General features: G+C 46.4%; 19 protein-coding genes, 1 pseudogene and 1 riboswitch. Of the genes and pseudogenes, 13 read left to right on the forward strand and 7 right to left on the reverse strand.

The genetic code is table 11. From position 1 onward, the window contains the following. Positions 1-56: 56 nt before the first annotated feature. The 4 genes from clpB (at position 57) to FEF09_RS15555 (ending at position 4,463) form a co-directional block, all read left to right on the forward strand. Positions 57-2,672 carry an ATP-dependent chaperone ClpB gene (clpB, locus tag FEF09_RS15540; RefSeq protein WP_146305969.1) on the forward strand — a complete coding sequence of 872 codons (2,616 nt, stop codon included), beginning with the start codon at positions 57-59 and terminating at the stop codon, positions 2,670-2,672. 123 nt (positions 2,673-2,795) lie between these two features. Then, positions 2,796-3,359: a Crp/Fnr family transcriptional regulator gene (locus tag FEF09_RS15545; protein WP_146305970.1), complete on the forward strand. Its 564-nt coding sequence runs from the start codon at positions 2,796-2,798 to the stop codon at positions 3,357-3,359. A 67-nt stretch (positions 3,360-3,426) separates the two neighbouring features. Next, positions 3,427-3,756, forward strand: a complete 330-nt coding sequence (locus FEF09_RS15550) for a DMT family transporter (protein ID WP_146305971.1) — start codon at positions 3,427-3,429, stop codon at positions 3,754-3,756. A 227-nt stretch (positions 3,757-3,983) separates the two neighbouring features. Further along, positions 3,984-4,463: a nucleoside deaminase gene (locus FEF09_RS15555; protein WP_146305972.1), complete on the forward strand. Its 480-nt coding sequence runs from the start codon at positions 3,984-3,986 to the stop codon at positions 4,461-4,463. 239 nt (positions 4,464-4,702) lie between these two features. Here the strand turns inward: FEF09_RS15555 and FEF09_RS15560 are convergent, their stop codons facing one another. The 3 genes from FEF09_RS15560 to FEF09_RS15570 form a co-directional block, all read right to left on the reverse strand. Continuing rightward, on the reverse strand, positions 4,703-4,885 hold the full coding sequence (locus FEF09_RS15560) for a hypothetical protein (protein ID WP_146305973.1): 183 nt from the start codon (positions 4,883-4,885) through the stop codon (positions 4,703-4,705). Between the two features lie 142 nt (positions 4,886-5,027). Then, the gene (locus FEF09_RS15565; RefSeq protein ID WP_146305974.1) at positions 5,028-7,232 is read right to left on the reverse strand and encodes a hybrid sensor histidine kinase/response regulator; all 2,205 of its coding nucleotides are present in this window, start codon (positions 7,230-7,232) and stop codon (positions 5,028-5,030) included. 202 nt (positions 7,233-7,434) lie between these two features. Next, a complete protein-coding gene (locus FEF09_RS15570; protein ID WP_146305975.1) occupies positions 7,435-7,671 on the reverse strand; it encodes a signal peptidase in 237 nt (78 codons plus the stop codon). Positions 7,672-7,970: 299 nt separating this feature from the next. Here FEF09_RS15570 and FEF09_RS15575 point away from each other — a divergent pair, with 299 nt between their 5' ends. Next, positions 7,971-10,202 (forward strand): transferrin receptor-like dimerization domain-containing protein, encoded by a 2,232-nt coding sequence (locus FEF09_RS15575; protein WP_146305976.1) that lies wholly within the window; start codon positions 7,971-7,973, stop codon positions 10,200-10,202. A gap of 112 nt (positions 10,203-10,314) precedes the next feature. On the opposite strand, the gene FEF09_RS15580 is transcribed toward FEF09_RS15575, so the two are convergent. Then, complete coding sequence (locus tag FEF09_RS15580) at positions 10,315-11,010, reverse strand: LytR/AlgR family response regulator transcription factor (protein ID WP_146305977.1); 696 nt, start codon at positions 11,008-11,010, stop codon at positions 10,315-10,317. A gap of 127 nt (positions 11,011-11,137) precedes the next feature. Here FEF09_RS15580 and FEF09_RS15585 point away from each other — a divergent pair, with 127 nt between their 5' ends. The 5 genes from FEF09_RS15585 to FEF09_RS15605 all read left to right on the forward strand — a co-directional run bounded on the left by FEF09_RS15585 (position 11,138) and on the right by FEF09_RS15605 (position 17,581). Next, entirely contained in the window at positions 11,138-11,503 is a 366-nt protein-coding gene (locus tag FEF09_RS15585) for a hypothetical protein (RefSeq protein ID WP_146305978.1), read from the forward strand. Between the two features lie 78 nt (positions 11,504-11,581). Beyond that, positions 11,582-13,003, forward strand: a complete 1,422-nt coding sequence (locus FEF09_RS15590) for a TolC family protein (protein WP_146305979.1) — start codon at positions 11,582-11,584, stop codon at positions 13,001-13,003. Positions 13,004-13,021: 18 nt separating this feature from the next. Next, positions 13,022-16,180: an efflux RND transporter permease subunit gene (locus FEF09_RS15595; RefSeq protein WP_146305980.1), complete on the forward strand. Its 3,159-nt coding sequence runs from the start codon at positions 13,022-13,024 to the stop codon at positions 16,178-16,180. Then, positions 16,173-17,261 carry an efflux RND transporter periplasmic adaptor subunit gene (locus tag FEF09_RS15600; protein WP_186774365.1) on the forward strand — a complete coding sequence of 363 codons (1,089 nt, stop codon included), beginning with the start codon at positions 16,173-16,175 and terminating at the stop codon, positions 17,259-17,261. The genes FEF09_RS15595 and FEF09_RS15600 overlap by 8 nt, the downstream gene beginning before the upstream one ends. Before the next feature lie 125 nt (positions 17,262-17,386). Then, entirely contained in the window at positions 17,387-17,581 is a 195-nt protein-coding gene (locus FEF09_RS15605; RefSeq protein ID WP_146305982.1) for a hypothetical protein, read from the forward strand. Here FEF09_RS15605 and FEF09_RS15610 read toward each other — a convergent pair. Then, positions 17,578-18,519 carry a metallophosphoesterase family protein gene (locus FEF09_RS15610; protein ID WP_146305983.1) on the reverse strand — a complete coding sequence of 314 codons (942 nt, stop codon included), beginning with the start codon at positions 18,517-18,519 and terminating at the stop codon, positions 17,578-17,580. The genes FEF09_RS15605 and FEF09_RS15610 overlap by 4 nt on opposite strands. A gap of 324 nt (positions 18,520-18,843) precedes the next feature. Continuing rightward, a complete protein-coding gene (locus FEF09_RS15615) occupies positions 18,844-19,716 on the reverse strand; it encodes a phosphatase PAP2 family protein (RefSeq protein ID WP_146305984.1) in 873 nt (290 codons plus the stop codon). A 158-nt stretch (positions 19,717-19,874) separates the two neighbouring features. After that, a riboswitch (Fluoride riboswitch) is annotated at positions 19,875-19,960 on the forward strand. A gap of 58 nt (positions 19,961-20,018) precedes the next feature. On the opposite strand from FEF09_RS15615, the gene FEF09_RS15620 reads away from it, so the two are divergent. Together FEF09_RS15620 and FEF09_RS15625 are read left to right on the forward strand one after the other, a co-directional pair. Continuing rightward, positions 20,019-21,305, forward strand: coding sequence for a voltage-gated chloride channel family protein (locus FEF09_RS15620; RefSeq protein ID WP_261387522.1), 1,287 nt, complete (start codon positions 20,019-20,021; stop codon positions 21,303-21,305). Between the two features lie 67 nt (positions 21,306-21,372). Next, the gene (locus tag FEF09_RS15625) at positions 21,373-22,278 is read left to right on the forward strand and encodes an NADP-dependent oxidoreductase (RefSeq protein WP_186774366.1); all 906 of its coding nucleotides are present in this window, start codon (positions 21,373-21,375) and stop codon (positions 22,276-22,278) included. Positions 22,279-22,797: 519 nt separating this feature from the next. On the opposite strand, the gene FEF09_RS15630 is transcribed toward FEF09_RS15625, so the two are convergent. Beyond that, complete coding sequence (locus FEF09_RS15630; RefSeq protein WP_146305987.1) at positions 22,798-23,742, reverse strand: aldo/keto reductase; 945 nt, start codon at positions 23,740-23,742, stop codon at positions 22,798-22,800. Between the two features lie 580 nt (positions 23,743-24,322). Between FEF09_RS15630 and FEF09_RS15635 the strand changes: the two are divergent. Further along, positions 24,323-26,427 (forward strand): annotated as a pseudogene (locus FEF09_RS15635) (bifunctional alpha,alpha-trehalose-phosphate synthase (UDP-forming)/trehalose-phosphatase); the annotation flags it as partial. Between the last annotated feature and the right edge of the window lie 162 nt (positions 26,428-26,589).

Consider the following 26,589-nt stretch of genomic DNA (forward strand, 5'->3'; position numbering starts at 1 on the left):
TTGTTGTTCTTTATACGTCGTTTAGAAAGACGAAAAAGGAGAAAACAAAACTGTATATGAATCTGAACAACTTCACTATTAAATCGCAGGAGATACTGCAACAAGCGCAGCAACTGGCCTTCAATGGACAACAACAGGCCATTGAGACAGGGCACTTGCTGAAGGCCCTGCTGGAAGACCAGGACAGTGCTATCGACTATTTACTTAAGAAGAATAATATAAATGTCAACTTCCTGTCTTCCAGACTGGAAGATCAAATAAAGAAATACCCCCGTATTGCCGGTGGCGAAGCCGGGCAGGTATTGAGCCGTGATGCTAATAATGCCATGCTGCGAGCTGGCGCAAGCATCAAGGAGTTTAAAGACGAATTTGTCAGTGTAGAACATCTGTTACTAGGTATACTGGGTGGCAGTGATGACACTGCCAAATTGCTGAAAGATGCAGGTTTGACAGATAAAGGCCTGAAGGCTGCTATCAAAGACCTGCGCAAGGGTAGTACAGTCAATTCCCAAACGGCTGATACCCAATATAATTCCCTGCAGAAGTATGCCAAGAACCTGAATGAGCTGGCTCGTGCCGGTAAACTGGACCCTGTCATTGGTCGTGATGAGGAGATCCGCAGGACCTTACATATCCTTTCCCGCCGTTCAAAAAATAACCCTATTCTGGTCGGAGAACCGGGGGTAGGTAAGACGGCTATTGTGGAAGGACTGGCGCACCGTATTATCAACGGAGACGTACCGGAAAACCTGCGTTCAAAGATCATCTATGCGCTTGACATGGGTGCACTGATGGCAGGTGCCAAATACAGAGGGGAATTCGAAGAAAGACTGAAATCAGTGATCAAAGAGGTGACAGAAAGTAACGGGGAACTGGTACTCTTCATAGACGAGATCCATACCCTTGTAGGTGCTGGCGCCATGGAAGGCGCAATGGACGCTGCCAACATCCTGAAACCAGCTCTGGCACGTGGGGAACTGCGTGCGATCGGTGCCACCACACTGACAGAATACCAGAAATATTTTGAGAAAGATAAAGCTCTGGAACGCCGTTTCCAGAAAGTAATGGTAGATGAGCCAAACGTAGAAGATGCGATCTCGATCCTTCGTGGTCTGAAAGAGCGTTACGAAAGTCATCACCACGTGCTGATAAAAGACGAAGCGATCATTGCAGCGGTAGAATTATCACACCGTTACATTACTGATCGTTTCCTGCCGGATAAGGCAATTGACCTGATCGATGAAAGTGCGGCTAAACTCCGACTGGAAATGAATTCCATGCCGGAAGAACTGGATGAACTGGAACGTCGTATCAGACAGCTGGAAATCGAAAGAGAAGCGATCAAACGTGAGAATGACGAAGACAAACTGCGTGAGCTGAATAGCGAAATTGCCCGTCTGGGAGAACAACGCAGCACTTTTAAAGCGAAATGGCAGGAAGAAAAAGAGATTGTAGACAAATTGCAGGCTGCCAAAGGCGATATTGAAAATCTGAAGCTGGAAGCAGAACAGGCAGAACGTAACGGGGAATATGGCCGTGTAGCTGAGATCCGTTATGGTAAGGTGAAAGAGCAGGAAGAGCTGGTCGCAAGATATACTGCGGAGTTAAATGAAATGTCAACAGACCATAAACGTCTGCTGAAAGAAGAGGTAGATGCAGAAGATATAGCAGAAAACGTTGCCAAAGCAACAGGTATTCCGGTATCAAGAATGCTGCAAAGTGAAAGAGACAAACTGCTCAATCTGGAAGATGAACTGCACAAACGTGTGGTGGGTCAGGAAGAAGCGATTATCGCAGTATCTGATGCGATCCGCAGAAGCAGGGCAGGATTACAGGATCCTAAACGTCCGATAGGTTCGTTTATCTTCCTTGGTACTACCGGTGTTGGTAAAACCGAACTGGCCAAAGCCCTTGCGGAGTATCTCTTCGATGATGATTCCATGATGACGCGTATCGATATGAGTGAATATCAGGAGAAACACGCAGTAAGCCGTCTGGTAGGTGCGCCTCCGGGATATGTAGGATATGATGAAGGCGGACAGCTGACAGAAGCCGTAAGGCGCAAACCTTACTCTGTCGTGCTGCTGGATGAGATAGAAAAGGCGCACCCGGATACTTTTAACATTCTGTTACAGGTATTGGACGATGGTCGTCTGACAGATAATAAAGGTCGTGTGGTGAACTTTAAAAACACCATTATCATCATGACCAGTAATATGGGTAGCCAGATTATTCAGGAAAATTTCGAAAGGATTGACGAGAGCAATCGTGAGGATATAGTGGATGCTACCAAAGCAGAGGTGATGAACCTACTGAAACAGACTATCCGACCTGAGTTCCTGAACCGTGTGGATGAGGTGATTATGTTCCAGCCACTGCTGCGTGAAGAAATTAAGGGAATAATTAACATTCAGTTACAACAGTTAAAGGACCTTGTAGCGCAAAATGGCATGATATTGGAATTCTCTGATTACGCGCTCGACTATCTGGCCATTCAGGGTTATGACCCGCAGTTCGGGGCAAGACCACTGAAAAGGTTGATACAGAAAGAGATCATCAACCTGCTGAGTAAAAAGATACTTGCAGGAGATATCGACAAGTCCAAGCCGGTGTTGATTGACGTGTTTGACGGAGTAGTAGTAATCAGAAACAATCACACAGTAGGCGCGTAACAAAATTTTCTATTCAAATACGACGATATACAGTTACGAATACCCGGGTAATTCTTTATCCGGGTTTTTTTATGCAAATCCGATCATAATGATCTTTCCTATCTTTATAACCAATTGTATTTAATGACGCTTCAACAAATCCTGAATAATATCTATCCGCTTCCGGTGGAATCATCCGTCCTGTTAGAGCGGATCGCTGAACAAAAAAGTTACCCCCGGGGGCACTTATTGTTACGTGCAGGAAGGATTGAGGATCAGGTTTATTTCATCAAACAAGGCATTGCCCGGGCATTTTCTGAAAAACGCGACCGGAATGTGACATTCTGGTTCGGTCAGGAAGGAGACGCCGTGGTATCAATGCGTAGTTACGTTGAACAGAAGCCCGGGTACGAGCATATAGAACTGCTGGAAGATTGTGAACTCTACCAGATGGATGCCGGCAGACTTCAGGTGCTATACCGGGAGGATATCAATATTGCTAATTGGGGCAGGAAGTTTGCCGAAAAAGAGATCATCAAAACTGAAAACAGGCTGATCAAATTGCAGATTGGCAGTGCCAGCGAACGTTACAGGGAATTTATGGAGGAAAACCCAGCTTTGCTGCAGCGTGTTCCCCTCGGTCATATCGCCTCTTATCTTGGCATATCGGCGGTCAGTTTAAGCCGGATCAGGGCTGAAAAAGGCTAATTATTTAACATTTGTAAAGTCCATGCGTCCTTACACTGTCTAATTTTGCCCTGAAACAAAAAGGACTATGAACTGGATCATTCTGATAATCGGAGGACTATTCGAAGTAGGATTTACTTTTAGCTTAGGGAAAGCAAAAGAAGCGGCAGGCAATGCTGTTTATTTCTGGTATACGTGTTTTGCGGTCTGTCTGATACTCAGCATGTATACGCTGATGAAGGCCACCCAGACCTTACCGTTGGGTACCGCCTATGCGGTATGGACAGGAATCGGTGCCGTAGGGACTGTATTAGTAGGTATTCTGGTGTTTAAGGAACCGGCTACCTTCCTGAGAGTACTATTTATAGCGACCCTGATCGGTTCCATCATTGGGTTGAAAGTTGTGTCACCGCATTAAATAAAAAGCGCTTTAAAATAATTGACCGGGTCTTGCCCGGTTATGAACCTGATGAAACAGCATTCTTATATAGGGTGCGCCTTCATCAGGTTTCTTCTTTATGTCCGCTTTACCTGATAGATTGTTTTGCAGCAGTTTCCGCCTTACAGGTCTCCATCATACAAGCAGTATTATCCCTGCACACGCGGCGCGTCAATTTTGTGTATTTTTGGTACAAAGCAACATTTATGATCGGAGAAAGAGAAAAACGGTTTATGCAGATGGCGGTGGACCTTTCCCGCGAGGGAATGGAAAAAGGGGACGGAGGTCCTTTCGGCGCTATTGTTGTACGGGGAGAAGAGATCGTAGGACGTGGCTGGAATCAGGTATTGACATTCAATGATCCCACGGCACATGCAGAAGTCGTGGCTATCAGGGATGCCTGTGCCAATCTGAATACTTTCCAGCTGCACGATTGTGAGATATTTACATCCTGTGAACCCTGCCCGATGTGCCTGGGGGCTATTTACTGGGCCAGACCCCAACGCGTGTATTTTGCCAATACAAAGGATGATGCCGCAGCCATTGATTTTGATGACTCATTTATCTACCGGGAGATACAGGTACCACACTCTGACAAGAAGATCCCTTTTATAGCGTTTCCTTCTGAAGCCGCTGCTGCGGTGTTCAGGGATTGGCAGATCAAAGGAGACAGGACGCTGTATTAAATTAAGCATTAAAATTTAGGATGAAGAACTGGTGAGTCTCACTTAGTGGAGAGGCTTTCAGGGAAGGGGTGTGTCCAGAAAAACGCAATAATAAATCGGCTGCCCGATATGACCGGGCAGCCGATTTATTATTAATCAGGAATAAAAATCAAGAATTGTTCACTGTACTTATGTAGAGAGGCTTTCTATTTAAACGCAAGGCTAAGCAATTCCTGATTCTTAATTCCTGATTGAAAGAATTAAGCAGCTTTTTTAGCAGCAGCGTGATGTGCTTTATGCGCTTTAGCTGTTGTATCAGCAGCTGGTTTCTCAGTTTTAGCTTTTTCTTTTTTAGCAGGTTTCGCAGCTGGAGTTTGTGCGAAAGTGATAGCGCTAACACTCATAAATACCGCTGCTACAATAAGACCTTTTTTGATGTTCATGATCGTAAGTTTTAAAAATGTGTTTGAGAGATGAATTGTTTTCAATTACTGAAGTAAAGGTACAGCTGGAATGAGCGCGTATCGGGCGGTTTCGGTGAAAAGGGGCTAAGTGTCGTTGAAAAGCCTCAATCGGGAGTCGGAGTTAAAAAAGTAATTGCAGAGTTTCCTGCAAAGCCTGTATACACAAGCGTTTCAGGGTGTTAAACTGATCAGTTACCAATGCTTTGTCGTAGTTAAGTTCCACACGTTCAAGTGATTCCAGTATCGGGTAGAGATGTGTTTCCAGTCCGATAAAGGAAATAGTTGTTTTAAGCGTATGTGCGGTGCGACGTATATCCGTAGCTGCTTCCTCATCAATTGCCTTTTTGAGCATCGAAAGATCTTCTGGCAGCTGCGTAACGAATTGCGTCAGCATATTCTGTTCGAAAGCTTTATCTCCGCGGGAAAGCTGCTGCAGATACTCCATTTGTACAAGGGAGGATTCTCCGTTGGCAGGATATCCGTTATGTTGGTGTGCATAATGTTCCGGTGTACTGCTTTTACCCGTAAAGACCTGTATCATCCGATAGAGTTCTTCTTCCCGTATCGGTTTTGAGAGGTATTCATTCATACCGGCTTGCAGGCATTTCTCTCTTTCTCCTGCCATCGCGTGTGCGGTCATGGCCACGATTGGAATATTGGAGTGTAATTCTTCCCGTATCTTTCTGGTAGCGGTATAACCGTCCATTTCCGGCATCTGGATATCCATCAGGATCAGGTCAAAATGTTGTTTTGACAAGGTATTCAGGGCTTCCTGTCCGTTACTGACCAGCTGATAATGCAATTGTCTGTTCCCCAGCAGGTGGCGCAGCAGGTTTTGGTTCATGCGATTGTCTTCCGCTACCAGCAGACGTATATCCGGTTGTTGGGGCAGGGTAAAGTGTTCTTGTGAATAGCCGGAATGTTCTGTGCCTTCAGCCAGCAGTTCACCCTGTGTATAGGGGAGTTCTACGAGGAAGGTGCTGCCTTTTCCGGGCTCGCTTTCCACTTTGATAGTGCCATGTTGCAATTCTACCAGTTGTTTTACGATGGTGAGTCCTAATCCGGTACCGCCGTATTTACGGGTAATATCCGCTTCTGCCTGATTGAAACGGTCAAATATGGTAGACAGTTTATTTTGTGAGATGCCAATGCCTGTATCAGAGACGGTGAACAGCAGGCGCACACCGGACTCATTCCCGCTTACAGGTGAGACCCTGACATTCACGCGTCCCTGTGGGGTGAATTTGATAGCATTGTTGATCAGGTTGACAAGCACCTGTGTCAGCCGCATGACGTCTCCATAGAGGATGTCGGGCACGCCGGCGTCTATCTGGACACTCAGATCCAGTGATTTCTCCTGTGCTTTGGGCTGGAACATCAGCTGAAGGGAATGCATCATTCCCCTGAGACTAAATGATACCGGTTCAAGGCGCATCATGCCTGATTCTATTTTAGAGATGTCGAGTATATCGTTGATGATATCCAGCAGGTTTTCGCCGGCATGCTGAATAGAAGCTACATATTCCTTTGATTTCTCATTAAGGGGTTGTTGTTGCAGCAGATGAGTGAAACCCAGTACGGCGTTCATGGGTGTCCTGATCTCATGACTCATATTAGCAAGGAACTGGTCTTTCACGACGGTGAGTTTCTTTTCCTGTCGCTGCGAATGGTCGAGCGCTTCTATGAGCTGTTCCTGCTTATAAATACGGCTGGTGATATAGAGGAAAGACAGCAGACTGGATAAACAGGCAAAAAAGAGCATGATCGTGCCCCAGTTTAATGCTTTTTGTCCGCTGGTGTCTATAAGATGTGTCGTCCTGTTTACTTCCGTCTGCCGGGTACTGTCCAGCGCGTGTAATATCACATTGATTGCTTCGCCAAGGCGTTTCCCTTTCTGGGCATTGATCATCCTTTCGGCGGACCATTTCCCTTTCAGGTAAAAGCTATCCAGTACGGCTATGTTGAAGTTATTTTTCTCGTCTACGAGGTAGTTGAGCTGAGTGAGGAGTTTTTCAGTACTGTCATTCAGGACCAGTTTATTGATTTCACCCAGATCTGCTTTGATAACGGCTACTTCAGCTTCAATACCGGTAATATTGAGGGTGTCCTGAGAAATAACGGTGCCACGTACTTTGCTATCGGTTTTGGCTATATTGGTCTGCAGTTTCTGCAGTTCATTCTTGACGTTTAGTTCATCCAGCAGCTTTTCGTTGCCGGAAATGAGCTTACGGATGTTCTGAGCTGAGTTGAATTGCAGCACTATGAATAGTACGAGGCCTATTACGAACAGGCCCAGCAGGTAATATTTAATCAGCTTTGGCTGCATAGTGCTCTGCGGTGTTTTGTTAAAATTACGAATTTGTACAGTGTATTTCTCTTTCGGGGAGAAGGTATCTGGTTGGCGCCATTGTACAGTGATCAGGGGATGATGATTTTCTCACAATGCGAATGACGAATCACGAATGTGTTGCATTCGTCACCCGTCATTCGAAAATTTTGAACCAAAATCCTATTTATAGACAGCCTGCTTATTTAGCAGCTTTCTTTGCGTGATGTTTCTTGTGCGCTTTCTTTGCGTGAGGCGCAGCTGCTGGTTTGGACGGTTCCTGTTTAGCGTTAACAGTTGTAGCTTTAGTTGCTGCAGGTTTTACTGTAGCATGTGTAGTAGTAGCTTTAGCTTTTGCGGCGTGAACCGGAGTAGCAGCGAAGGTTGCGGTACCAGCGAAGATCATGGCAGCTGCCATCATTATTCCTAACTTTTTCATGACTGAATGTTTTGTTTGTGATTAACTAGTTTATAATTAGTAGTCCTTTTTAGCATTTTGCATCGGCAATCGTACTGTTATTGTGCTTGTGTTTTTTTGTTGTCCTTTTCTGTTGTTGTTCTCAGCACGACTGCCTTTGTTTGATTTGCTGACTCAAAGATAAGACGCCGCGGAACTGTGTCCGGGCGCATTTGGGTTAACAGGCATGAGTCATCGGTGGAAAAGGACGAACTGTCGTCGGGATATGTTATATTTGTTCGCCACCGCCTATCTCGACCAAAAAAAATCCTCTTTTTACAATGAATCTGAAGACAACTGCCTGCAGTATTACCCTGTTTTTGTCACTACACAGCGCCTATGCACAACAAAAGCTGAGTGGTTTCAGCAGTGAACATGCACAACAGCAACAGGATCTGGAAGCCCGTTTCGACAAAGGACTAAGCGCTGCCGCTATTGGTAATAATATCAAGACGCTGTCGGCCAGACAACATTATCTGGGCATGCCCCGGGATAAATGGGTGGCCGAAAATATCCTGCAACAATTCAAAAGTTATGGCTGGGATGCTCATATCGAAACTTATCAGGTACTGTTTCCCACACCGAAAACAAGGGTACTGGAAGCCAGCTATCCGGCAGGGTACAAAGCCGTGTTGAAGGAGCCTGCTCTGAAAGAGGACGCGAGTACCGGTCAGCCGGATGAACTACCTACTTACAATGCCTGGAGTGCCGATGGTGATGTAACAGGGGAATTGGTGTTTGTGAATTATGGTCTGCCGGAAGATTATGAATACCTCGAAAGACTGGGTATCGATGTAAAAGGGAAGATCGTCATTGCCAAATACGGTCGTTCGTGGAGAGGCATCAAACCAAAAGTAGCGCAGGAACATGGTGCAATCGGTACCCTGATCTATTCAGATCCGAAAGATGATGGGTACTATCAGGGGGATGTCTACCCGGTAGGTCCTTATAAAAGCGAATATGGGGTCCAAAGAGGCTCTATTATGGATATGGTGATATATCCGGGCGATCCGTTGACACCTGGCGTAGGAGCGACGGAAAATGCCCAAAGACTGGAAAGAGCTGCTGCCACCAATCTTTTGAAGATACCGGTATTGCCGATCAGCTACCATGATGCTGCTCCTCTGCTTGAGGCATTGGAAGGTCCGGTAGCTCCTGAAGGCTGGAGAGGTGCCTTGCCATTTACCTATCATATCGGACCGGGTAAAGCGAAAGTGCACCTGAAACTGGAATTTGACTGGAAAATGGTACCGGCATATAATGTGATTGCGATGATGAAAGGCAGTCAGTTTCCGGACCAATGGGTGATCAGAGGTAATCACCATGATGCGTGGGTATATGGTGCCGCAGATCCGATCAGTGGTCTGTCCTCTCTGCTGGAGGAGGCAAAAGCTATCGGCGAACTGGCCAGAAACGGTTACAAACCGAAAAGAACGCTGGTGTATGCTGCCTGGGATGGAGAGGAACCGGGGCTGCTGGGTTCGACTGAATGGGTGGAAGCACATGCTGCCGAATTGCAACAAAAGGCAGTGGCATATATTAACTCTGATGGCAACAGCCGTGGATTTCTTGGCGTAGGAGGTTCGCATGCACTGGAACCTTTTATGGGTGAGATTGCAAAAAGTATTACTGATCCGCAGACGAAAGTCAGCATCTTCGAAAGAAAACAGGCGTCTGATCTGGTATCTGCTGCTACCACTAAAGCTAAAAAAGATATACTGGCAAAGAAAGACATGACCATCAGTGCGCTGGGTTCAGGCTCTGATTATTCTTCTTTCCTGCAACATCTGGGTATTCCATCCCTTAATGTAGGTTTCGGCGGAGAAGGAGCCGGTGGTGAATACCATTCTATCTATGACACTTATGAGAATTATTCCCGTTTTAAAGATCCGGGATTTGAATATGGCGTAGCCTTGTCCCGTCTGGCAGGACATGCCGCTTTAAGACTGGCAGATGCCGACGTATTACCTTTTGATTTCCGCAGCCTTTCCAAAACAATCAATGGATATACTACCGACCTGCTTTCCCTGACTGAACAGATGAGAGAAACAACGGCTGTAGAAAATCAGGTGATCAGTAATAATGCCTATCAACTGGCAGGAGATGTTACGAAGCCACTGAAGGCACCTGCCGCTAAGTCAGAAGTACCTTATATCGACTTTTCGAAGCTGCAGAATGCACTGGTTGCATTGGATAAAGCAGCACAGCATATACAGGATGCCAAAAAAGGACAAGTACAGGTAGCTAAACTTGAGGCGCTGAACAAAGCCCTGTATCAGGCGGAACAGCAATTACTACATGAGGAAGGCCTGCCCAACAGAGCGTGGTATAAACACGTGATCTATGCGCCGGGATTTTATACCGGATATGGTGTGAAGACAATGCCGGGTATCCGTGAAGCGATCGAACAGCGCAGATGGAAAGAAGCGGAAGAACAGATCAGTATTGCGGCTACAGCAATCAATCGTCTGACTGACTATCTGGAAAAGACACTTGGTTCAATTAAGAATTAATTGACTGCCTGATTATTTTCAGACGGACTGTGATAACACGGCGGGAGGATACCTGATATACATAGACAATATTCAGGCATCTGTTATTAGTCAGTCTCCTTTAAGAAAATTCCTATAAAAGATTCAGTTTACTATTCAGTGCTGCGCGATAAGCATCTGCTACCGGCACTGAATTTTTGGCGATCACAATAGCGCCATCTTCTATTGAATCGATCTTGTCCAACGCCACGATATAAGAACGGTGTACTCTCATAAACCGTGGGGTGGGCAGACGTTCTTCGATTGCTTTCAGAGTAGAATGCACAGCATGAAATTTCTGGGCGGTATGTAATTTCACATAATCTCCCATTGCCTCCAGATAAAGTATATCATCGAGCTTGACACGTTTTAAGATACCGCTGTCCCGGATGAAGATAAATTCGTTATCCGTGTCATGTACTTCCTTTGTGCCCGCCTGCTGTAATTCTTTCGCTCTTTCGATCGCCTGTATAAAACGGGCAGGTGTGACGGGTTTAATAAGATAATCCGCTACGTGTAGTTCAAATGCCTCTACGGCATAGTCTTTCTTTGCGGTGGTAAAGATAATCACGGGACCATTCTTCCCTATGTTACGCGTCAGTTCCAGACCATTCATGCCCGGCATTTCAATATCCAGCAGGAGCAGGTCTATCTTTTCTTTCTGCAGCATATTATATGCCTCTATGGCACTGGCGCATTCACCGGCTACCTGAAGTTGATCCACATGGCTGACCAGTTGTTTCATGGCGGTACGCGCCAGCTTGTTGTCGTCTATAATAAGGCAGTTCATACCGCAAATATACTGAACCCCGTAATGTGGAATCGGACACAAGATTATAATTCCCTTAAAACATGACAGGAGGCTATGTATTATAAATTTGTTTAAATATCTTGCATGTGTATAAATGGGTCTCAACTTGAAACAGCTCAAAAGGCTTTTACTTTTTATTTCCTGTATCTTCCTGCTGCCTGCATTGCAGGGAGAGAGCCCTTTTACATCCTACACTTCTCACACTGTTTTACGGCCGACCAGCGCCAACACGGTTCACGCAGACGCTAATAAGGATCATGTCACCGACAGTTATTCCATCACCAGTAGTCCGCATAAATATAACCACCGTACAAGGGCGCTGAATGATTTCCACGAGTTATGTCTGTTCGTCTCCAGCATCCGTATCAAAACGATACTGATCTATATCCAGCCACAGTACAAAGGATATAAAGAATCTTATATCAGCGTTGCTGTCAACCTCAGTGACTGGCGTGGGCCTCCTATAGCCTGATCTCTCCATTTTTTCAAACATTTTCTTATTAATGCTGCAGGCGATTGCCTGTGGCCGGTTTAACACATTCTGTCAGTTATGAGTATGAAACATGCTGCAGGGATGTGGGTGATATGGCTATGTCTGCTGACAGGCCTGTCATCGCATGTCCGTGCACAGACGGAAGGGGAACATCTGCCTTTGGAAAAGGCGATTGCGCTGACCCTTCAACATTATCCGTCTTTGAAAGCGAAACAGACATTATCACAGGCAGGCGTTGCTCATACAACAGACGTCAGCCATAACTGGTGGCCTTCCGTAAAACTCGTGGAAGAAGCGACTGTTGGCACTGATAATGGCATTTATGGATCTTATTTTCCATTAGGTACCATCCCTTCTACATCAGGTGGTATCCGGGAGTCAAATCGCAGTGATGTGATGAGCGGCAACATTGCGTTGGCGCAGGTGCAATGGGAAGTCTACAATTTCGGCGCTTACCGCACCCAGAAGGAGGAGGCTGTACAGCAACAGAAAGTAGCCGGTCTGGATGCTGATATTACAGCAAATGACCTGACGGTGGCTGTCGTGCGTGACTACCTCGGTATGCTGCAATACCGGGCACTCATGAAAATTCAGGAGGACAATATAGAACGTACACGTTCTGTGCAAAGAGCGGTTACAGCGATTGTACTGCACGGCTTAAAGCCGGGCGTGGACAGCTCTGTGGCAGCAGCTGAATTATCCAAAGCAAGACTAAACTACATCGACATACAAAACAGCTATAACAGTGTGCGGATGCATATGAGTATGCTCACAGGGCTTGACACCAGCGCTATCCGTCCGGATACGCTGTACAATACCGGGCTGCTGTCATTGCTGGCCGGTACAGCAGATACTTCTTCCGTAGCGGCCTCCCATCCTGTATTACAGTATTATAACGGTTTGCTGTTACAGCAGGAGAAACATGGAGAAGTGATCCGTAAGGCAGCTTTACCAAAGGTCTCCATTCTGGCTTCGGGTTGGATGCGTGGTTCCAGTGGTGAATTCAATGATATCTATGGTAAGAACCTGCTGAACGGATTCGGTTTCAAGCGTTATAACTATCTCACAGGCGTGGCATTGACTTACAATCTCGCAGATATCGGTCATACGAAAGATAAAATGCGGGAACAGACTTTAAAGACCCGCGCTGCCGCGGAGCAACTGGAAGCCACACAGCTGGTGCTGGATAATAGTCTGCGTCAGGCGAAACTGAATATCCATACTGCGCTGGACAAACTACAGGAGATGCCCGCTCAGCTAAATGCTGCGAGGGCTGCCGCTTTACAGAAGATGGCGCTGTACAAAGGGGGACTGACCAATATTATTGAGGTGACGAATGCCCTGTATCTGTTAAACAGAGCAGAAACCGATCTCGTACAGACACGCAATGCTGCCTGGCAGGCGCTTTTTACGCAGGCTTTTGCCGCGAATGCAATACAGGAACTGGTACAACAACTGGAACAGTCCCGTGTGCAATAACATCAAAAACCGATTATTATGTCATTAGTTACCAGTGCACTGAAAAAGCCCTTGTCCGTAGTCGTACTGACCCTCGGCATGTTCCTTTTTTCATTGCTGGCAGTTTTTAATATTCCTATCGATATCTTCCCGAAGCTCAATCTGCCGACGATCTACGTCATAGAACCCTATGGTGGTATGTCGCCGCAGCAGATGGAAGGTTTCTTTGCGACCCGTCTGCAGGACCAGTTCCTGTATGTAAACGGGATCAAAAACATCAGCAGCAAGAACATACAGGGCCTGACCATGATCAAGCTCTCTTTCTACGAGAATACCAATATGGCCGAAGCGTCTGCGCAGGTGGCCTTACAGGTAAACAGGGCCATGAAATTCTTTCCTCCGGGGGCACTGCCACCACAGGTGGTACGTTTTGATGCGTCTTCGTTACCGGTAGGACAATTGGTGTTTAGTTGCCCGAACCGTTCACTGAAAGATATTTACGATCTGGCCAATACCCGTGTCAGACCCATGTTCGGATCTGTGCCGGGACTGTCCGCCCCGCCGCCGTTTGGAGCTAACTCCCGTTCTGTTATCGTGAATGTGGATCCTAATAGGCTACGTAGTTACAACATGAATGCCGATGAGGTAGTGGAAGCGATCGCCAAAAATAACGTGATGACGCCCTCCGGTAATATCCGTATTAATAACACCATGTATGTCACTACGATCAACTCGCTGGAAAAGGAAGTGCAGGATTTCGGTGAAATTCCTATTACGACGAATGGTAATTCTACTGTGTTTATCAAAGATGTGGCGAGAGTATCTGATGCTGCCGATGTGACCGTGGATTATGCGTTGGTGAATGGTAAACGTTCTGTATACATTCCGGTGGTAAAAACGGCCGATGCGTCTACATGGGATGTGGTAAAACAGCTGAAGGCAAGATTACCTGAGATGCAGAGCTTATTGCCGGAAGACGTACAGGTAACCTATGAATTTGACCAGTCTGTATTTGTGATCAATGCAGTAAAAAGCTTGATGACAGAAGGCTTATTAGGTGCGCTGCTGACCGGTCTGATGGTACTGTTGTTCCTGAAGGACCTGAGAAGTTGTCTGGTAGTAGTGATCACGATTCCTATCGCCATTCTGGCAGCAGTATTGGGCTTGCAACTGGCGGGACAAACCATCAATCTGATGACCCTCAGCGGACTGGCACTCGCGATCGGGGTATTGGTCGATCAGGCTACGGTGACGATTGAAAATATACACCAGCATCTGGAAATGGGGAAGCCGAAACGACAGGCGATCTATGAAGCGAGTGAGGAAATCGCTTTTCCGTTGTTGCTGATCTTATTGTGTATTCTGGCTGTATTTGCGCCTTCGCTGATCATGTCAGGGGTGCCCAAAGCCATGTTCCTGCCTTTGTCATTGTCTATCGGTTTTGCGATGATCGCTTCTTATTTCGCGGCACAGTCGCTGGTACCTGTATTGGCGAACTGGTGGTTGAAGGAAGGGAAATTTACGCAGCATAACCATCACCATGATGGTGGTTTCGAACGGTTCAAAAGGCGTTTTGTATCACTGGTTGAATGGCTGGGAAAACGTTCCCGGCTGGTGATCGGAGTATATATCATCATCGCCTTTGGTGCGGCAGGACTTGCTTTTATGACGATCGGGAAGGACCTGATGCCTCACGTCAATACCGGTCAGTTCCAGCTGCGTTTAAAGCAACCCGATGGTACCCGTCTGGAAAGGACGGAAGAGAAAGTGCATCAGGTATTGCAGCTGATCGATAGTACTACGAATGGTAATGTGGCGATCAGTTCAGGCTATGTGGGATTAATTCCCAGCAGTTATGGTACCAGTAACCTGTACATTTTTAACAGTGGTACGCACGAAGCGGTATTACAGGTAAATCTGAATGAGGACTACAAGGTAGACATAGAAGAGCTGAAAGATCAATTACGGGACGTTATAAAGGCACATATGCCCGAAATGAGGGTGAGCTTCGAACCGGTTGATATGACCGAAAAAATCATGGCGCAAGGGGCAGCAACACCTATTGAGGTCAGAGTTGCCGGAAAAGACATGCGGCAGATAGAAGGTTATGCCAGTCAGCTGGTGGATAAACTCGGGGACGTAGACTTCCTGAGAGACGTGCAGATTGCGCAGCCACTGCATTATCCCGTGATCAATATCAATATCGATCGTTTTAAAGTGGCGCAGATGGGACTGAATATGTATCAGGTGGCCCGTTCGGTAACTGCGTCCACTTCTTCCAGCCGTTTTACGGAGAAGAACCAGTGGCTGGATGAGAAAGTAGCCTATACTTATCAGGTGCAGGTACAGATACCGGAATATATCATGCAGACGATCAACGATCTGAAAGAGATACCGCTGGTAAAAGGACAGGCAAGACCGGTATTGGGTGACGTAGCGACTTTCTCCAACAGCGAAATGCCGGGAGAATTTGACCGGGCAGGCACAAGACGTTTTGTGACCGTGAGTGCCAATATCAAAGGCAAAGATCTGGGCGCCGCGACGAAGGTGGTAGCCGACGCCATCCGTGAGATGGGGGATCCGCCGAGAGGTCTGAAGGTGGAGATCAAGGGTAGTTCCAGTCTGCTGACAGAAACACTCGGTAGTTTACAAAACGGTCTCTTACTGGCGATCATCGTGATATTCCTGTTGCTGGCGGCCAACTACCAGTCCTTTAAAGTGAGTTTTGTGGTGCTGGTGACCGTTCCCGCGGTAATTGCCGGTGCGCTGTTGATGTTATTGGCGACAGGCGCTACGCTTAACCTGCAATCCTATATGGGGATGATCATGTCAACGGGGGTTTCTGTGGCTAATGCGATCCTTATTGTGACCAATGCGGAGAAGCTCCGGCTGGAATATAAAGACGCGTATAAAGCGGCCATTGCCAGTGCCGGATTACGTTTAAGGCCCATTCTGATGACCAGTCTGGCGATGATTGCGGGTATGATCCCCATGGCCACCGGTATGGGTGAATCAGGCGATCAGACGGCGCCACTGGGCCGTGCTGTGATCGGCGGACTGATAGCCTCTACTGTTGCCGCCCTGCTGATATTACCGCTGGTATATGCTGCTGTGCAGCGTAAAGCATCTTATGAGGATCCTTCACTGATGCCCGAAAACAAGATCGATGAACCTAAAACTGCTAATATTCATGTATAAATATGTCTTCATTATAACATTGTCAGGCGTGCTATTTACGGCCTGTCATCAGGAAAAGCCTAAAAAGAAAACCAATGCTGCAAAAGACAGTAAGGGAAAAAGATATGAACTGGTTTCCGTCGTAAAAGAGCCTTTATCTTCCAGCATACAGTTGCCCGCCGTATTGGAGGCCTATCAGAAGGTAAGCATCTATCCGAGGGTGAACGGATTTGTAAAGACGGTCAATGTAGACCGTGGTAGTGCTGTGCGTAAAGGTCAGGTGCTGATCACGCTGGAGGCGCCGGAGATCATAGAACAGTATTTTGCGGCACAGTCGAAGTATCTGCAGGCCAAGGCGGTATTTGCGGCATCAAAAGACAACTTTCAGCGTACACTTGCGGTAAGTGAGACACCGGGTACTATTTCCGCACATGATGTGGAAGTAGCGAGTGCCCGTATGGAGGCGGACAGTGCTATTATGAACAGCGAACTGGCCAATTTCCGCGCACTGGAAGCGACGCGTAGTTACCTGACAGTGACAGCGCCTTTTGACGGAGTAATCACCGAAAGAAATGTTCATCCCGGAGCACTGGTGGGGCCGGGTACCCGTGTGGATGGCGGTCCGATGCTCATGTTGGAACAGGAAGACCGGCTGCGTCTGGTGGTACAGGTACCGGAGGTTTATAGTGCACAATTATCTGCCAGCAGACAGGTGAGTTTTCATGTAAATGCGTTGCCGGGTAAGTCTTTTACCGGCAATATCAGCCGACAGGCGGGATCTTTAAGTGACCGTTACCGTTCAGAGGCGGTAGAGGTCGATGTGGTCAATAACCAACATCAGCTGAAGCCGGGTATGTATGCAGATATCTCTATTCCGGTGACAGGTTCTGTTCAGGCAATGGTGGTACCGGCGAGCGCTGTTGTAACCTCTACAGAGAAAAAATATGTAGTTGTGGTCAGAGAGGGACAGACCCGTTGGATAGACGTGCAGGAAGGCAATCGTCACAGTGATTCCACGGAGGTATTTGGTAGTTTGTTGCCCGGAGAAAAGGTGATATTACATGCCAACGACGAGATTAAAGAAGGGATTAAAATAGACTGAGTATGGTAGGATGATTGAATAAAAAACGAAGGTTGTATCAGATGATACAACCTTCTTCATTATGGGTTCCGTTTTTCTATTTTCCTCCGGCAGCATTTTTGTATCCTCTTTATAAAACGATCCGTATGACTATTAAGAAATCAACAACACAAAGACGCGTCATCAAAGAGGTAAAGCGCAAAAATGCGGGTGATACCAGCGCGGCCAAAGCGGCTCCTAAGAAGGAGTTTAACGATGACAAGAACAATACGATGGAAGGCTATGATGAGAATGAATACGATCAGAAGGACAAAACCGACGAGAAAAGGAAACAGGCTTAGACTGTCCATCCATAGGGAATGTATTCATTGTCGAAGGTACCGTCTTCATATAGATTGACCATTGCATATCCATTGTCTGTACGATACCGTTTTCCTTTCCACCAGTTGCCACTGACAGCGCCATTGCTGATGTAGGTCACGCCATTGTACTGTATCTGCTCATACAGGTGGATATGTCCGCTCATACAGAGCTTTACATTCGGATGCTCATCAAATAGGGCTACCAGTCTGGCGGAGTCTGTATGCATAGAGCCCAGTCCAAGTTCGTAACCTACATCTTCTTTGAACTTATTATCTACTACCACAGTAGCCGCTGATACGATTGGTACGTGCGAGAAGATTGCTACGGGCAATTTTGTATTTGCTTCGAGATCTTTTTTGAGCCAGTCAAACTGTTCGTCATCCAGTTTGCAGGTATACCATACGCCATCTTTCTTTGGCTGGATACTGTCCAGTACGATGAAGTGCCAGCCTGCTTTATCGAAGCTGCGGTAAGGTTTTTCCAGCTGCATCATTTCCAGCGCGTATTTCTTACCATAGAGGAGATCGCTTGTTTGTCCGGCGCCCCAGCAATCATGGTTACCGATACAATATTCTATCGGCAGACTATTGTCACTTTTCATCAATCCATGCCAGAGATTCCACTGTACTTCCACACGGTCTTTCGGTTGTTTGAGTGCATCCATGATACAATCGCCTGTATTCATGATGAAGGAAGGGGCATCTTTCTGCGCCTGTATGTGGCGGAGGCATTTTGCCAGTCCTTCGGGAGCGTGCATTTCCGGTTCGAGGTGTACATCCGTCAGATGGGCGAAACGTAATACCCGTTTTTTCGCTTTGATGATAGCGGGTGTGTTGGCGGCAAGTGTGCGGGTACCGGGGATGGCGCCGATCAATGCGCCGAGGCCGAGGTTTTTCAGTAAGGAACGACGATCCATATGTTTAATTAGAAATTAAGAATGAAGAATTGAAGATGAATAGCCGGCTAAGGGTAATACTGGCTGACTGTTCAACGGTGCAAACTTATTGGCTGGTATGTTCAGATGACAGTGGGGGAGTGGTTATTAATGTAAAAATAATATTCAGGATGATGGATGGGAAGTCGGTCTCAGGTGAAGATATCAGGCTGAGAGCATAAAGGAAAAGGCGATTTATAGAATGGAATATATGTTGCCATTTCAGAAAATTTTAGTCAATTCTCTTTGGGGCAATAAAAAAGCAGGACCCTTTAGGGAGTCCTGCTTAAGAACATAAAAGACTAATTACTTCATCATCAGCACAGCGGAAAGTCCTACGGATTTCCATTGTGTGTTGTAGTTCGGCATAAGGATCGCGCGGGTATTTGGTTCGCGGTCACGGTCCTTTGGCGTAAAGAGGCGTTGGATCCTTGGATAAGCCCAGTAAGCCGCTTTTGTACTCAGGATACCGAGGCCTGCACCGGCAACAACATCACTTAACCAGTGACGGTTGTTATAGATGCGCAGTACGCCTGTAGTAGTAGCGACCGCATAACCGGCCACACCATACCATGGACTAACATCTTTGTATTCCTCCCACATGAACTGTGCTGTCATGAACGCAACAGAAGTGTGGCCGGAAGGGAAAGAGTTGTAAGTACTACCATCAGGGCGCAGGCGACCTGTAGCATTTTTGATGAAAAAAGTAGAAGAAGTCACCAGAACGGACGACATTCCCAACAGTATGGTGCGATCTGCGAAATTATGTTTACCCTTGATACCAGCCATATTCAATGCGTATACAGCTGCTGCAGGAACATATTTCAGATAATCATCGATGCTGGTGCGGAAGGTCGGATGATCTTCCATGATCTCGTTCTTGGTGCTGCGATCCAGTGAGCGTAAGCCACCGCTAGTCAATGACACGGCGCCATAAGTTATCATGGCGGTTGGGACGATGATGCCGGCAAGTCTGGACGTATAATTGGGAATGCTGCGTTTATAGTTCAGGTTTGTGTTAAAAACCGGAACTGGCTCCATCACCTTTTCTGATGTTGTTGGCACATCATTTGCGTGATGGATAGTCGTATCCGCATTCACATTTACAATTGCTGTGTCAGCAGTAGCATAGACACAGTACGTCGACAGTTGCAGGCTAAGCAGTAAGAACAATCTCATGTTTGATGCTGGTGAATTCTTTATGTTACCGTTAATACTATTTAAATTACTACAAATTTCACAAAAGATTCTGTAGAGAATCTGAAAATCCCCCTTCTTTAACTATATTTTCACTAATTTTAACGCATAACTGGTATATTTGTGTTATATCAGTATCACCCTTTACAGGAAATGGTGTCTTCCTGCACAGAACCGTCTTCGCCCTGATCACATCTCCGGCAAGTCTGATGGCGCCTACAAATAAACATGGATCTTCCTGCGCATATCGGGAAGATGATAAATTTGTATTTATTTGTAGGCTAATGAAATATATCAAACACTCTGTAGAACAACTGACAATTGCATACCAGCTGCTACGCTGGACAATCATCATCGTCCCTGTCTCTGTTGTTGTCGGTTCTCTTGTTGCTTTATTTTTATGGTTACTGGATCAGGTCACTCAGTTGCGCTGGCAGCATGGCTGGTTGCTTTGGTTATTGCCCATAGCGGGTATATTGATCCACTTTTTATACAAGAAGCTGGGTGGTAAATCAGAAGCAGGTAATAATTTGATTATGGACGAGATCCATGAACCCGGCGGTGGTGTACCAGCCCGTATGGCGCCACTGGTTATTGCTACTACTATTATCACCCATTTATTTGGTGGATCGGCCGGAAGAGAAGGTACTGCTGTGCAGATAGGAGGCAGCATGGCGCATATGCTGGCCCGCTGGTTCCGCTTGTCCGCTGCAGATGTAAAGATCATCCTGATGACGGGGATTGCTGCCGGCTTCGGGGCTGTATTCGGAACGCCGCTCACAGGAGCCGTGTTTGCCCTTGAAGTACTCGCCATCGGTCTGATACGCTATGACGCCCTGATCCCCTGCCTGATCTCCGCCGTATTTGCAGATATCGTATGCTCCGCATGGGGTATTCATCATACACATTATCAGATACTTTTTGAAAGTAATCATATCTCTTTCCACTTCGTTCACTTCGATTTTATCCTACTTATCAAAGTAGTTGTCTGCGGTGTTGCGTTCGGTCTGGCCAGCTTTCTGTTTGCCACCTGCATGCGTAATATCAAAAGTTATTCAAAAGCATGGATAAAAACTGCATGGCTGATTCCCGCTATCGGCGGACTTATCGTCATCGGTAGCTGCTATCTGCTGGGTACGCGGGATTATATCGGGCTGGGAGTTACCACCCCCGACCCTGATGGTGTCAGTATCGTCAATGCCTTTACCACAAAAGAGATCTCTTCGTGGGGATGGCTGTGGAAATTACTCCTGACCGCTATCACACTCGGCATGGGTTTCAAAGGTGGTGAAGTCACCCCACTTTTCTTTATCGGTGCTACCTTAGGTCATACACTCGCGGTTTTAATGGGCGCACCGGTGGATTTGTTTGCAGGTCTCGGATTTATTGCCGTATTTGCAGGCGCCACCAATACTCCCATTGCGTGTACGTTGATGGGGGTCGAACTTTTTGGCACAACTCATGTGCTATATTTTGCTGTAGCGTGCTTCACCGCGTATTATTTCAGCGGGCATGCGGGTATTTACAGTGCGCAACGTATAGCCGTACCAAAGAACCATCATATTGATTAACCACACAACTGAATTTTAGCTTATGAAGGCTGTAGCCGTTCAGCAATTTAAGGGTGTTCCTGAAGTAATGGAACTGCCACGCCCTGAGGTAAAGCCGGGCACGATCCTCGTACGTGTAGCCGCTGCTGGTATGAATCCATTTGACTGGAAATTAATAGATGGCATCCTCGATGGGAAAATGCCGCATAAATTCCCGCTTGTGCTGGGAGTTGATGGTGCCGGTACCGTCGAAGCAGTGGGCGAGGGTGTGACGCTTTTCAAACCCGGTGATCAGATCTATGGTCAGTTTATCCATTCTCCTGTAGGAGAAGGGTCTTACGCGGAATACGTCGCTGTGCCGGAGAAAGCAGCCATCTCTCATGCGCCGAATTCCATTTCTCTCGTGGAAGCTGCTGCCATGCCTACCGCAGGGATGACGGCACAGCAGATCATCGAGCGTTCCGGGCTGAAACATGAGCAGATATTATTGCTTGTCGGAGCGACTGGCGGCGTGGGATCTTTCGTCGTGCAACTGGCAGCGATGCAGGGGATCTATGTGATTGCTACTGTTAGCAGTGATGAGGATGAGGTGCGGATGAAAAAGCTGGGGGCGAAAGAGACGATTAATTATAAAAAACTGTCGATAGAGAAGGAAATTCGTAATCGCTATCCTTCGGGAGTGGATGGGTTGATAGATCTGGTTAGTCCGGCGGAAGTGTTTAAGGCGTTGACGGAGTTGGTGGTGGTAAAAGGAGTGGCGTTGACGACGGCTTTTGTGGCGACGCCGGAGGTGTTGAAGGCGAGAGGGCTGAGTGGTGGGAATTTTGAGACGCAGGGGACGCCGGCGTCGTTGGATGCGTTGACGGATGCGGTGGATAATGGTGCGTTGGTGGTGCCGGTTGGGGAGGTGATCGGGATGAAGGATGTGCCGGGGGCGATATCGGAGAGTAGGGGGCTGAAGGGGAAAGGCAAGACGGTTATTAAGATTGAGTAGTGGCGGCGGCTGTTGTTGATTAGTTGCTTCTGGGGCTGCGGCGGGAATTGTGTGGGTCTTACTGCGTTCAAAGCAGAGGGGACCACAGGCTGTAGTTCTTTGAAGTTCCTTTCTATGGGGCTTTGGTTGGGAGGTTTGGGCAGTTGGGGGTGGATTAAACCCCTGGTTGCATGGGCTCAGCGTACTTCAAATAACTAAGGCCAGTGGTCTCCCTCTGCATTGAACGCGGTTGGCGACTGAATGGCTGATTAATGTTCTGAAGTCGTAATTGAGTGGTTGTATTGCTTGTATCTTTGTTTATTTACGGATAGGATAAATTTTTTAAGGCCAGCAGATTTCTCTTTTGCTAAATGTTAAGAGAAGTCTGCTGGCCTTTATTATTTTTTCAGACGATGTCATAGCGTTTGCGCTTCCTTCGTTATGCTCATCATATGGTATCATATACCTATCATCTGTGTGATATCCTACCATCCTATATAATTCCTTTCAGATGATGTCATAGCGTTTGCGCTGCCTTTGTTATTCATAGTCGCTTGCGATATTCAGCTTTTCTATGGCACCTGCATCCAATCCTAAATTTGTGGCCTTTAAAAGGTCTTCTAATTGTTGGGTGCTGGTGGCGCTCACGATGGGAGCGGTGATGCCGGGACGTTGTACAAGCCACGCGATGGCAACACTGGTAGGTGTTGTTTTGTAGTCGGCAGATACTTCGTCGAGGGTTTCGAGGATGCTTTGTCCGCGTTCGTCGAGATAGCCTACTGCTTTATCGCCACGGGTGCTTTTGGAGGCGTCTTCCTTTTTTCTGTATTTACCACTCAGGAAGCCGCTGGCGAGAGAATAGTAACTGATGACGCCAAGATGGTAGCCTTGTGTGATCGGTTGGTATTCGCGCTCAAATTTCTGACGGTCGTAAAGGTTATATTCAGGTTGTAAGGATTCGTATCGGGGGAATCCGTTGGTTTCACTGGATTCAAGTGATTGCAGCAGTCTTTCCGGACTGAAGTTGGAAGCACCAATCACGCGTACTTTACCCGCTTTTACCAGTTTGTCATAAGTGGCGAGTGTTTCATCTATCGGTGTTTTAAGATCATCATAATGCGACTGATACAGATCAATATAATCTGTTTGTAGTCTGCGTAATGATTCTTCTACCGTCTTCTCTATGTAAGCAGGAGAGAGGTCTTTTACTTTCCCTCCACCTACTTTGGTAGCGATGATCACCTGATCACGTTTACCACTTTTCTTTAACCATTTACCAATAATCGTTTCTGATTCACCGCCGCTGTTACCGGGCGCCCAATGAGAATAGGAGTCCGCCGTATCAATCAGGTTAAAGCCCGCTGCCACAAATGCGTCGAGAAGAGAGAAAGAAGTAGCTTCATCTGCTGTCCAGCCGAAAACATTTCCGCCAAAAGCCAAAGGTGCCACCTGTAATGCCGATTTTCCCAATTGTCTTTTTTCCATTATCGTCGTTGATTTGGTTTTTATGATGAGTAAAATTAGTTACTGTTTGTACGTGTCAGGGTGATTGTTCACCGTACTGTTGCTGTTGTTTTATTGTGCGTTTTTTTATACGCGGATAAGGATCTTTATTCATTTCTGCGTGTATGGTTATATTTATTTTTATCTGTGCATGATCAATTTTCCTGACACAACTCCAATGATATTGATCGTTGCAGATTTTTTATTTATACCATACATATTTTTTTGCAGAACTGCTGATGCCTTTTGTTGCTATCATGCTGATCCTTTATTGATAGTGCGTTTCAGCCTGCTTGTTTTTATTGTTTCGGTGAATGGACAACTTGATTTTTCTCCATTCATACTTCAATGTACGAGTTTGTTTCAAAACGAATACCATAAATTTCCGTATATTGGCAGCTATTGTCGTCTATTTGTCGTCGAACACCTGCAGTCATCGTTACCTGTTTATCAGACTGCTTTCTTTCCGTATCTATTTTCAGGTGCGTTTTTTGTAAAGTGCTTTCCGTATATCGGGACTGGCATTGATATCAGCATAGATTTTTTGATTTAAAACTGTATTATGAGTAAAACCATTATTGTATCTAACAGGCTACCGGTAAAGATCACTGAAAAGGATGGAGACTACGTGTTGAATCCCAGTGAAGGTGGTCTGGCTACAGGCTTGGGTTCCATTTACAGGCAAGGCTACAATATCTGGATAGGATGGCCGGGCATAGATGTGAGTGAGGCTGCACAACCAAAAATTACTGAACAATTAAGTGACATGAATCTGATGCCTGTGTACCTGACACAGGAGGAGATCAACAACTATTATGAGGGATTTTCAAACGAGATACTGTGGCCTGTTTTCCACTATATGTCCGTTTATGCCCGCTATGAACAGGTATATTGGGATTTTTACTATCAGGTAAATAGTAAATTCAGAGACGCTATCCTGAGAGTCGCCGAACCGGGGGATGTTATCTGGATCCACGATTATCAATTACTATTATTACCGGGCATGATCCGCGCGGAAGTGCCTGATGTGGCAATTGGCTATTTCCAGCATATTCCTTTCCCTTCATTCGAACTTTTCCGCCTCATACCATGGCGTGTGGAATTGCTGGAAGGTATGCTGGGTGCAGATCTCTTAGGTTTCCATACCTTCGATGACAGCCATCATTTCCTGAACGCTGTTACCCGCCTGCTGCCAGTGAATGCATCGGCTAACGTCGTAACAGTGAATGATCGCGCAGTGATCGCTGAAACCTTTCCGATGGGTATCGACAACGAGAAGTTTGAACAACTTTCTTTTGATCCCGAGGTATTACGACAACTCGAAAGTCTGAAAGAAACATTCCATGATACACACATGGTCTTGTCAATCGACCGCCTCGATTATAGCAAAGGGATTATTCAGCGTTTACAGGCATTTGAACTCTTCCTGCAACTCTATCCGGAATACACAGAGAAAGTGGTACTGTATATGATCGTTGTTCCTTCAAGGGATACCGTTCCGCAATACAAAGAATTAAAAGAAGCTATCGATATGCTGGCCGGCGGTATTAACGCGCGGTTCCGCACTATGAACTGGCATCCGGTGAATTATTTCTATCGCTCATTTCCGGTGGAAGTGTTGTCTGCCTTGTATAACTTCGCTGATGTCGGACTCGTAACGCCCATGCGTGACGGTATGAACCTTGTCAGCAAAGAATACGTAGCCAGCCGGAAAGATAACGACGGCGTACTGATTCTGAGTGAGATGGCCGGTGCATCTAAAGAACTGATTGACGCACTGATCGTAAACCCCAATAATATCGGTGCTATCGCAAGAGCTTTACACGAGGCGATTAATATGCCGCAGAAAGAACAGGAACGTCGTATGAAATCAATGCGGCAGGTCGTGCAGAAATTCAATATTTCTCACTGGGTAAAACTGTTCATGACACGTCTGCAGGAAGTAAAACAACTGCAGCAATCAATGCTGGCCCGTCGTATGAGTATGGACATGCAATCACAGGTACGCAATCATTATAAGAAAGCACCTGAACGTGTCATCTTCCTCGACTATGATGGTACACTCGTCGGCTTTCAGGCAAATATAGACCTCGCATCTCCCGATCAGGAACTCTATCAGCTGCTCAAAACACTCACGCATGATAAAGCAAATCATGTTGTGATGATCAGCGGCCGTAAACACGAAACACTCGAAGAATGGCTTGGACAATTGCCATTAGACCTGATCGCAGAACATGGTGCATGGCATAAGAAATATGGTGAAGACTGGCAGAAAATCCCCGGACTAAATGCTAACTGGAAACAAGATATCATGCCTATTCTCGATACCTATATGGACCGTACTCCGGGTTCGTTCATCGAAGAAAAAGTTATTCCCTCGTATGGCACTACCGTAAGGTAGAAACAGGTCTGGGTGAATTACGTGCGAATGAACTGATGAACACTCTCCGCTATTTTACCAATGATATCGGATTACAGATATTGCCGGGTGATAAAGTGATCGAAATAAAAAATGTGGAGATCAATAAAGGGAAAGCTACGCTGGCCTGGTTGCAGGACAGAAAGTTTGAATTTACGCTTGCAATCGGGGATGATCATACTGATGAAGATATATTCAAAGCCCTATCCGGTGATGCTGTGACAATCAAGGTGGGAAGCCAGGTGTCAGCAGCAAGATATTATCTGAGAAACCATCATGAGGTAAGAGCATTTTTGAGAACCCTCGTAGCAGGATAAACCATTCCGCTGATTACTAATGCAACATAAAAAAGGGCTCCGCCGCAGGCGGGCCCTTTTTACTTTTACCGTTTATTTAGCTAGTATAAAAGG

It is taken from the genome of Chitinophaga pinensis (assembly GCF_007896845.1).
Classification (GTDB): Bacteria; Bacteroidota; Bacteroidia; order Chitinophagales; family Chitinophagaceae; genus Chitinophaga; species Chitinophaga pinensis_C.